Source organism: Kitasatospora sp. NPDC034023, from assembly GCF_055575795.1.
This window is the reverse complement of record NZ_JBVIRY010000063.1, coordinates 24,894-30,899: the sequence shown is the minus strand read 5'-3', so window position 1 is coordinate 30,899 and position 6,006 is coordinate 24,894. Positions and strand designations below refer to the sequence as shown.

Below are 6,006 nucleotides of genomic sequence, written 5' to 3'. Positions count from 1 at the left end.
GCGCCGATGGTACTGCAGGGGGGACCCTGTGGGAGAGTAGGACGCCGCCGAACAATCTTTCAGAAGAACCCCCATCCGGATCCCGGATGGGGGTTTTTCGTATGTCGTGATCAGGGTGTCCACACCGCCGTGAGCCCTTCTGCGAGACCATGGCTTCCATGGATACCGAGACGTTCGTACGCACCCGCCGTTCCCTGCACGCGGTGGCCCAGCTGGTGCTGGCTGGGCCTCAGCACCGGGTGGGCGGCACGATCCGCCTGCGTGCCTGCGCGGGCGGCTTCGCGACCAGTGTCGAGCCGCGCCTGCGGGTGATCGGCGCTGAGCTGGTCGGGCCGGGGGAGGTGCTGTCCCTCGAGTGGACCACCTGTACCGCACTCGGAGCGGCACTCGGGCTCGCGGTCGGTGCTCCCGTCGGGCTGTACGAGGACGGGTTGGGCGTCGCCGTCGATGACGCGGTCGAGGTGGACCCGTCCGCTGCCGGCCGGCTCCTGCACTGCTTCGCGCTTGGCGACGCCGCGTTGCGCGGGCTGTTCCCCGGCGCGGAGCCGGTCATCTGGCCCGAGCACTTCGACATCGGGGTGACCGTCGACGGCGTCAACTACGGTGTCTCGCCCGGTGACGCGTTCCTGTCGGAGCCGTACGCCTATGTCGGCCCGCACATTCCTCGGCAGGGCGATTTCTGGAACGCGCCCTTCGGCGCTGCCCGGCGGATGCGTGAACTCGGCGGTGTCACGGGGGTCATGGCCTTTCTGGCGGAGGGCCGCCGACTGGCCGCCGGTGACGGTGCCGACGACGGCGTGGTTCGCTGACGTACCTACGACGCCATCGACGGCATCGACCGGTTCATCGGCGTGGCCGCGGCCGTGGGCGCGCTCGCACGATTCCGCACCCTCCTCCGGGGCCGGGCCTCGTGACCGTAGGGCTGCAGGGCGCCGTCCACGGCACAGCCGGCGCGCCTCGGCCGTCCCGGGCGCGGCGGGTGATCGGCTCGTTCTCCGCTACCTGGGCCCGGCCCGGATCGGCCATGTGACGCACATCACTGGCCGGGGGAAAACCGGGGGGCCCGGCGCTCCGTAAGACCAGGACGTGAAGCGTTCACCGGCCTCGATGACCGAGGCCCAACTGGTCCGGCGGATCTCCCGCGGGGACACCGCAGCCTTCGACGAGCTGTACCGGCGCAGCGCGCCCTGGCTGACGGCGCGTCTGCGCAGGCGTTGCGCGGACGACGAGATCGTCGCCGAAGTCCTGCAGGAGACGTACCTGGCGGTGTGGCGGGCGGCCGGATCCTTTGCCGACAGCATGCGCGGCGAGGAGGCCGGCGGCTGGTTGTGGACGATCGCCGCCCGTCGGCTGGTGGACGCCTTCCGGGTGCGAGGCCGGCACAGCGCCCTCCCGCCCGCGTCCGCCGCCCCGGGGCCGGCGCCCTCGGCCGAGCACGAGGTGCTCGATTCCGTCATCGGGGGTGACCTCGGCGCGGCCCTGGACCGGCTCGCGCCCGAGCTGCACCAGGTCCTGACCGCGATGGTGCTCGACGGGCTGACGGTCCGTGAGACCTCCGCGCTGCTGCGGATTCCCGAGGGAACCGTCAAGACCCGTGCCCGCCGTGCCCGCCTCGACCTGCGAAAGGCCCTGTCATGACTGCGCACGTCCCCCGTCGGCTGCTGGTGAGTTACGTGCTGGGCCCCGACGCCCCGGCCGGTCCGACTGACGGCCGGAGCGAGGGCCCGAGTGTCGGGGAGCTGTGGGCGGTGGAGGCGCATCTGGAGCGGTGCGCCGTCTGCCGGTCCGAGTTGGCGGAGGTGTCGCTCGCCCACAGCCCGGCGGCCACCGCGCTGGTGGAGCAGGTGCGCGAGCGCCTGTCGGCGTCCCTGTCGGCGTCCCTGTCGCCGGTGCGTCGGCGCCGGTGGCGGCGGGTGCGGGGGGAACTGGCCCGGTGGGCGGCCCCGGCGTTCGGGCCGTGGGTCGCGGCGCTCGTGCTCGTCGTCCTCTGCGCCCTGGTCCTGGCGTCGGCCGTCGCGCGGGACTCCCCGACCCTGTTGCTCCTGGCCCCGGCGATGCCGCTGCTGGGCGTGGCCCTGAGCTGGGGCCCGCACACCGATCCGGTCCACGAGCTGGTCGCCACGACTCCGAGGGCCGGGCTCGCGCTGGTCCTGCGACGGACCGTGGCCGTGCTGGCCTTCGTGATCCCGCCGCTGGCGGTCGGCGGCTGGATCACCGGCACCGCGCCCGCGCTGGTCCTGCTGCCCGCCCTCGCGCTGACCTGCGCCGCCCTGGCACTGGGCAGCAGGCTGGGCGTCCAGCGTGCCGCCACCGCACTCGGCGTCGGCTGGGCCGCGTTCGTGGTCATCCCCGCGATGGACGACAGGACCGTTCCGGTCTACCTGCGGGAGTCCGCCGCCCCTGGGTGGGCGGCCGCGGCCGCGGCCCTGGGCGTCGCCGTCGTCCTGTGCCGCAACACCTACCTGCACTCTCGTGAGGCCCGCGTGCACCGGCGCTGACCCGGCCCGTCGTCCTTCGTGGACGCCGCCGTTCCCCGGCCCGGCCCCGCCTTTCCCCGGCCCGCGCCGGCGGCCACCTGTGCCGCCTTCCACCTGCCCTGCCGTGTCCTGCCCTGCCCTGCACCCGTACTGCGAGGAGACCCGACCATGCCCGTCACCGGTACCGCGAGCGAGATCGCCCCCACCCGCTACTCCCACCACATCCGGGCCCGCGCGCTGACCGTGCGGCGTGGCCGCCGCCTGGCGGTCGACGGGATCGACCTGGACCTCGGCGTCGGCGTGCACGGCCTGCTCGGTCCCAACGGGGCGGGCAAGACCACCCTGATCCGTACGCTCGCCACCGTCCTGACCCCGCACAGCGGCGAGCTGGAACTCCTGGGCAGCGCCTGCCGCAGCCGCGGCGAACTGCGGGAGCTGCGCCGCCGGCTGGGCTACCTGCCGCAGGCGTTCGGGCACTACCGGCGGTTCACGGTGCGCGAGTTCGTCGAGTACATGGCCTGGCTCAAGGAGGTGCCCGGCCACAAGGCGGCCGACGCGGTGCAGCACGCCATCGACCGGGTCGACCTGACCGGACGGGCCGACGACCGGATGGGCTCGCTCTCCGGCGGCATGCTGCGCCGGGCGGGCATCGCCCAGGCGATCGTCAACGACCCCGACATCCTGCTCCTCGACGAGCCCACGGTCGGCCTGGATCCCGCCCAGCGCCTGGAGTTGCGCGCTCTGCTGCGCGACATCGGCGAGCGGTCCTGCGTCCTGGTCTCCACCCACCTGGTCGAGGACGTCGGCGCGGCCTGCACCGGCGTCGTGCTGATCGACGAGGGCGCCACGGTCTTCGCGGGCCACGTCGACGGGCTCCGCGCCGCGGGCACCGACACCGACCCGGGCGACAGCGACATCGAGCGCGGCTACTCCGCCATCCTGCGCCGGCACCGCCAGGCGAAGGCCGGCGCCGGCGCGTAGGCGGCGCACCCCCGGTCACCCCTGATCGTCCTGCGATCACCCCCCCTGATCGCCCTTGCGACACCCCGCCTGTCCTGATCCCCTCGACCACTGGAGACCGTGATGTTCCGAATGGTGCGCCTGGAGGCGAAGCGCTCGATCGCCCTGGCGCTGTTCCTGGTGATGGCCGCCGTGACCCGTGCCTTCCTCTGGATGGACGTCCAGGAGTGGGCGGCCAGTTGGACGCCCCTGGTCTCCTCGATGCGGGCGACCGCCTGGACCGGACTGCCGGTGGTGCTGGCCGCCGCGATCTGGCACGGCGGGCGGGAGCGTCGCAACTCGGTCACCGAGCTGTTCGCCGCGACGCCGCGGCCGCGCCCGGTCCGGCTGCTGCCGGCCGTCGCGGTGCTGGCCGGTGCCGCGGTGCTCGCCGTGACCGCGGTGGTCGTCTGGGCCGCGGTCATCGTCTCCGGGCACGCGACCTTCAGCGACGGCGAGTGGCCGCTGGGCCTCGCGGTGGGGCTGCTCGCCACGGTCGCGGTCACCCTGCTCGGGCTGGGTATCGGACGGGCGGCGCCGACGCCGGTCGCGGCGCCTCTGGGTGCGGTGCTGTTGTTCCTGATCCTGACGGTGAGCCGGATACGGGACGGCCGGCCGGCGAACCGCCTGGTGGACACGGTGCTCCCGATGCTGCCGGTGACGGACGACTTCCACCGGGTGCTGCCCTCGCTGTCCTTGGCCCAGAGCGTCTGGTTCGCCGCCCTCGGGGTCACCGGCGTGCTGCTGACCGTCGCGGCCACCACCCGTGCCCGGGTCCTGGCCCTGGCTCCGGCCGTGGCCGGGTTGGCGGTCGGTGCCCTGCTGGCGCCCTCCGGCGCGATCGTCCCCGCCCCGCGGGCCACCGAACTGGTCTGCTCACCCGAGGACAGCAGGGTCTGCGTCACCAAGGTGCACAGCAGGGCGCTGCCCGACCTCCTGGCTCCCGCCCGGAGGGTGCTCGACGCCTTCGCCGAGGTGCCGGGCGGCCCGAAGCGGATCCAGGAGGACCCGGTGACCTGGAAGCTCGAGGACGACCGGCCGGCCGCTGCCAAGGACCCCGGTACGGTGCGCGTCCAGCTCCCGAACCGGACCCAGGAGGGCGGCATCCGGTGGGAGCCGGCCACCCTCCTCGACGTGGTGGCCCACAACGCCGTCGTCGACCTCGGCTGCTTCTCCGGAGAGCAGGAAAGGACCCGTGCGGGCGACGCCGCCTACGCGATCACCGCACTGCTCCTGGGCACCCCCACCGACAAGCTGAGCCCCCTCGCGCGCACGGCCTACGACACCCTGCGCGCGCTGCCCGCCGAGGAGCGTTACCGGCGGATCGGGGACAGCCGAAAGGCCGGGCTGACCTGCGGTGACCCGCTGGGCGCCATCACGGGCGAGGGAGCGGGCCGATGACCCCGGAACTGCGCGGCCTCGTGCTGCACCTGCGCAGCCGGGCGATTCCGGCGACCGCCGTGGTCTTCCTGTGCGCCGCCGCCCTCACCTGGGCCGGGTGCCGGATGGACGATCCGGGGGGCTCCCGCATGGTCCGCCTGATCGCCGTGGTGCTGGGAGTCGCCGCTGTCGCCCGCACCCTGGCCGGCCCGGACGAGGAACTGGAACGTGGTACGCCCGCCCGCTGGCGGCTGATCCGCGCGCTCCACCTGACGCTGCTCGGCGGGGCCCTGCTCGGCCTGCTCGCCGCCGTCGGCCTGCTTGCCGGTCGGCAGACGCACGCCGTGCCGCTCGGCACCCTCGTCCAGGCCGTGTCGGCGCTCACCGCGACGACCGCTCTGGCGGCGGTGCTGTTCGGGGCGCAGGCGGCCTGGGCCCCGCCCGTCGGCTGGGCGCTGCTCATGCTGGCGGTGGGACCGCGGGACAACATCACCGGAGAGGCGCTGACCTGGATGGTCCAGGAGCCCCACACCGATGTCTCGAGGACGGTGCCCGCCGTCCTGACCGTGGTGGGCGCCGCCGCCTACATCCGGTGGGGGAGCCGCGGAGGATCGTCCGGTCGTTGATCGACGCGATCGTCCGGACGTACCGATCGGGCGCCGCCGGCCCCACCCGCCCGGGTCTGAACCACTGTTCAGGCTCGAGCGGGTGGGGCCGGCTTTGTCGTAAAATCAACGTTTGTGCCGGCCACGGCCGGTGACGGTCGGTCAGGGCGGAGGCGCGGAGGGTGCGATCGGACGGGCCGGACGGGCCGCCGCGGTGGTGCCGCCGGGTCAGACTTCACCGTCCGCGGGGGGCGGACCGGTTGCCCTTCCGGGACCTGCCGGGTTGCCCTGCGGGGACCTGACCGGTTGTCCCGTGAGGGCAGGGCCGGCCGGGCTGGTGCGGCCGTGCGGCGCTGTCCGTGGGTTGTTCGAACCGGCCACGGTTACTGGTGGGTGTTGACATGGTCACGGGTTGTAGGAGGAGATACGGGGGAAGGGGGAGGTCGCGGAGACGAATGGGCCGAAAGGGCTCGTCGACATCGTGGGTATCCGGCGCGCCCTTCCCCGGGCCGACTGCCCGGGGAAGGGAAGATCGCTTTGCGTGC

6 protein-coding genes are annotated in these 6,006 nt (G+C 73.9%); all 6 read left to right on the top strand.

Translation table 11 applies throughout. The features are described from left to right. Positions 1–203: 203 nt before the first annotated feature. The 6 genes from ACZ52R_RS41170 to ACZ52R_RS41145 all read left to right on the top strand — a co-directional run bounded on the left by ACZ52R_RS41170 (position 204) and on the right by ACZ52R_RS41145 (position 5,482). The gene (locus ACZ52R_RS41170; protein ID WP_465665415.1) at positions 204–809 is read left to right on the top strand and encodes a hypothetical protein; all 606 of its coding nucleotides are present in this window, start codon (positions 204–206) and stop codon (positions 807–809) included. Between the two features lie 298 nt (positions 810–1,107). Further along, positions 1,108–1,638, top strand: a complete 531-nt coding sequence (locus ACZ52R_RS41165) for an RNA polymerase sigma factor (protein ID WP_465626362.1) — start codon at positions 1,108–1,110, stop codon at positions 1,636–1,638. Next, positions 1,635–2,498 carry a zf-HC2 domain-containing protein gene (locus ACZ52R_RS41160; RefSeq protein ID WP_465755334.1) on the top strand — a complete coding sequence of 288 codons (864 nt, stop codon included), beginning with the start codon at positions 1,635–1,637 and terminating at the stop codon, positions 2,496–2,498. The genes ACZ52R_RS41165 and ACZ52R_RS41160 overlap by 4 nt, the downstream gene beginning before the upstream one ends. Before the next feature lie 147 nt (positions 2,499–2,645). Next, positions 2,646–3,458 (top strand): ATP-binding cassette domain-containing protein, encoded by an 813-nt coding sequence (locus ACZ52R_RS41155; protein WP_465626352.1) that lies wholly within the window; start codon positions 2,646–2,648, stop codon positions 3,456–3,458. Between the two features lie 102 nt (positions 3,459–3,560). Continuing rightward, positions 3,561–4,877 carry a hypothetical protein gene (locus ACZ52R_RS41150; RefSeq protein WP_465665417.1) on the top strand — a complete coding sequence of 439 codons (1,317 nt, stop codon included), beginning with the start codon at positions 3,561–3,563 and terminating at the stop codon, positions 4,875–4,877. Then, on the top strand, positions 4,874–5,482 hold the full coding sequence (locus ACZ52R_RS41145; RefSeq protein ID WP_465626348.1) for a hypothetical protein: 609 nt from the start codon (positions 4,874–4,876) through the stop codon (positions 5,480–5,482). Before ACZ52R_RS41150 ends, ACZ52R_RS41145 begins: the two co-directional genes overlap by 4 nt. Positions 5,483–6,006: the final 524 nt, after the last annotated feature.

Excerpts from the sequence above, each read along its gene's own strand:
- ACZ52R_RS41165 (WP_465626362.1), top strand. The coding sequence starts at position 1,108 with ATGACCGAGGCCCAACTGGTCCGGCGGATCTCCCGCGGGGACACCGCA.
- ACZ52R_RS41160 (WP_465755334.1), top strand. The coding sequence starts at position 1,635 with ATGACTGCGCACGTCCCCCGTCGGCTGCTGGTGAGTTACGTGCTGGGC.
- ACZ52R_RS41145 (WP_465626348.1), top strand. The coding sequence starts at position 4,874 with ATGACCCCGGAACTGCGCGGCCTCGTGCTGCACCTGCGCAGCCGGGCG.
- ACZ52R_RS41150 (WP_465665417.1), top strand. The coding sequence starts at position 3,561 with ATGTTCCGAATGGTGCGCCTGGAGGCGAAGCGCTCGATCGCCCTGGCG.
- ACZ52R_RS41155 (WP_465626352.1), top strand. The coding sequence starts at position 2,646 with ATGCCCGTCACCGGTACCGCGAGCGAGATCGCCCCCACCCGCTACTCC.